The sequence below is a fragment of the Elusimicrobiota bacterium genome (assembly GCA_026388075.1).
GTDB lineage: Bacteria > Elusimicrobiota > Endomicrobiia > Endomicrobiales > JAPLKN01 > JAPLKN01.
This window is the reverse complement of record JAPLKN010000009.1, coordinates 1-2,318: the sequence shown is the minus strand read 5'-3', so window position 1 is coordinate 2,318 and position 2,318 is coordinate 1. Positions and strand designations below refer to the sequence as shown.

Annotated in this window: 5 protein-coding genes; all 5 read left to right on the top strand. The window is 38.2% G+C overall.

Annotated elements, in window-relative coordinates; genetic code table 11:
* Positions 1-150: 150 nt before the first annotated feature.
* The 5 genes from NT145_00345 to NT145_00325 all read left to right on the top strand — a co-directional run bounded on the left by NT145_00345 (position 151) and on the right by NT145_00325 (position 2,220).
* Complete coding sequence (locus NT145_00345; GenBank protein ID MCX5781147.1) at positions 151-369, top strand: hypothetical protein; 219 nt, start codon at positions 151-153, stop codon at positions 367-369.
* Entirely contained in the window at positions 369-974 is a 606-nt protein-coding gene (locus NT145_00340) for a hypothetical protein (protein MCX5781146.1), read from the top strand. The genes NT145_00345 and NT145_00340 overlap by 1 nt, the downstream gene beginning before the upstream one ends.
* Positions 975-1,137: 163 nt before the next feature.
* The gene (locus NT145_00335) at positions 1,138-1,623 is read left to right on the top strand and encodes a lysozyme (GenBank protein ID MCX5781145.1); all 486 of its coding nucleotides are present in this window, start codon (positions 1,138-1,140) and stop codon (positions 1,621-1,623) included.
* Positions 1,620-1,814, top strand: coding sequence for a hypothetical protein (locus NT145_00330; GenBank protein ID MCX5781144.1), 195 nt, complete (start codon positions 1,620-1,622; stop codon positions 1,812-1,814). Before NT145_00335 ends, NT145_00330 begins: the two co-directional genes overlap by 4 nt.
* Before the next feature lie 151 nt (positions 1,815-1,965).
* The gene (locus NT145_00325; GenBank protein MCX5781143.1) at positions 1,966-2,220 is read left to right on the top strand and encodes a hypothetical protein; all 255 of its coding nucleotides are present in this window, start codon (positions 1,966-1,968) and stop codon (positions 2,218-2,220) included.
* The last annotated feature ends 98 nt before the right edge of the window (positions 2,221-2,318 follow it).

The window sequence follows — 2,318 nt, the reverse complement described above, 5'->3', positions numbered from 1 at the left end:
TAATGGTATCCTTGATGCTCAGGGAATATTACGGCTTGATAAAGAAACCGGATTTCCTGAGTATGTCGATTGCACAGATACCGATGAAAATGATTATGCTATTTTTAGGAAGTTAGCAGAATTAAATCTTTTAATAAAAGGAGAGATTAAATGAGAGCATCCGTTACGACATTTATGGGTAAACCAAAAAGTTTTAAAATTTTATTTCGTCCGGTTGTTGGCTTTCCAAATGATTATGTCCTTAAATTTTACGATACAACCGGAAAAACTGGTGATATAACATTCTTTTTTGATAGTAAAGACAATGTAAGTAATTTTATGGAAGAAATTACAAAAGCATTTAACAATTTTATGGAGGAGAAAAAATAATGTCGCTAATCGCAAAAGAATCAGGATCGAATTTCAAAAACGTAAACCCAGGGTCTTATACCGGAAGGTGTATTTGGGTAGTTGACATCGGCACACAGCATTCCGAATTCCAGGGTGAAAAATTAGCCATTAGGCAGGTCGTGATCTCATGGGAGTTACCTACTGAAAAAATCTTTGAAGGTGAATATGCCGGTATGCCCTATATGGTCAGTAAATTTTATCGTAATTCTTTACACGAGAAGGCTAACCTGCGTAAAGACCTGGAAGCATGGAGAGGCAAGGAGTTCACGGCTGAAGAGCTAAAAGGTTTCGATCTTACAAAAGTCCTTGGCGCTCCTTGCATGTTGTCGGTTATTCATAATGATAAAGGCAGAACCAAGATCAATGGAGTTATTGCATTGCCTAAAGGGATTATAGTACCGGAGCAGATTAACCCTTCAATTTTTTTTGATATTGATAAGTTTGACCAGGATATTTTTAATTCATTAGCCCCTTGGCTACAGAAAATGATTATGGCGTCCGATGAATATAAATATCCTAACCAGGATGTGGACAAAGGTGACGAACCGCCTCCGATAGAAGATGATAGTGAAATACCGTTTTGATCCATTTTAGAGGTGAAAGAATGACCTTTAAATGTCCTAAATGCGCAAGCACCAATGTATGCTGGAATTGGTTCCACGATAAAAGCGAGTTCTCAGAAGAATTTTGGTACCATGAATGCTGGGACTGTGAGAATGTTTTTAGGACGAAGGAGGAGGTGAAAATATGGAAATAAGCAAAAACGGTTTAGATTTAATAAGGAAGTGGGAGGGGCAAGCTACCCACTTATATTATGATGCAGCCGGATTTCCAACAATAGGCATCGGCCATCTATTAACAAAATCCGAGGGTGCTTCCGGCAAAATAATTATCAACTATGAAACAGTCAGAATAAGGGACGGACTCTCAGACAAGCAATGTTTACAACTCTTGATGCAAGACCTAAAAGAAGTGGAAGATGCGGTCAATCTTTATATTTTTGCGGAATTGAACCAAAACCAATATGATACTTTGGTATCTTTCGCTTTTAATGTTGGAGTTTACGCATTCAAAGAAAGCACCCTATTAAAACTTTTGAATCAACTTCAATACGATCAAGCCCCTGCTCAACTGCGAAGATGGATCAGGAGTGGGGGACAGATAATAAACGGATTAATAACCAGGCGTGAGAATGAGATAAAGCTGTGGGAAACGAAAGAGGTGAAAGAATGAAACCTAAACCAATGAAACTTTGGGCGGTGTGTATAGGTAAAAAAGAGCGGCTTCGTTATGTTGCATATAACAATTATCCCCAGTTAGCAGTCTATGAAAATAGATCGACCGCACGGAAAGAACGTAAAGAAGTTTTAAAAACGTGCGGGCATAAAAATGTTTATGTGGTTCCGTTTGAGGTGAAAGAATGAAAGCACGAAAGTTTTGTTGGAATAGGGATAATAATCCAGTATGTCCCCCATCAAAGGTGCTGTGTAAAAAATGTTTAGACAAATTGGATCAACAATTTGAAGATGTATTAGGGAAAAAGGCTCCTATTGTAAAAAAGTTAGAGGTGAAAGAATGAACATCATTGAAGCATTAAAACGAATGGAAGCTGGAGATGGTGATATTTGTACCAGGACAGGTGAACCAATCGGGATTTGTATGCACAAGGACGACACCTGGCTGGATTTTAAAAAGTGTACAACCTATCTGTCTGTCGAGGATATCATGGCAGATGACTGGAAGATTCTATATTCAATGGGCAGGGTATTTGATGATCGTGTCATAAATACTATCCATGAAACGCTCAAGCAGAAAAAGGTGAAAGAATGATCCGTCATGACGACAGCATCGACAAATGGGTATAGGTTTTTGTGTTCCACTTGTTTTAGAGAATATTCAGATGCATTTTAAAAGGAGGGTATCAAATG

What these genes read in the sequence shown, in the direction of transcription:
- NT145_00330 (MCX5781144.1), top strand. Translation starts at nt 1,620, where the DNA reads ATGAAACCTAAACCAATGAAACTTTGGGCGGTGTGTATAGGTAAAAAA.
- NT145_00325 (MCX5781143.1), top strand. Translation starts at nt 1,966, where the DNA reads ATGAACATCATTGAAGCATTAAAACGAATGGAAGCTGGAGATGGTGAT.
- NT145_00340 (MCX5781146.1), top strand. Translation starts at nt 369, where the DNA reads ATGTCGCTAATCGCAAAAGAATCAGGATCGAATTTCAAAAACGTAAAC.
- NT145_00335 (MCX5781145.1), top strand. Translation starts at nt 1,138, where the DNA reads ATGGAAATAAGCAAAAACGGTTTAGATTTAATAAGGAAGTGGGAGGGG.
- NT145_00345 (MCX5781147.1), top strand. Translation starts at nt 151, where the DNA reads ATGAGAGCATCCGTTACGACATTTATGGGTAAACCAAAAAGTTTTAAA.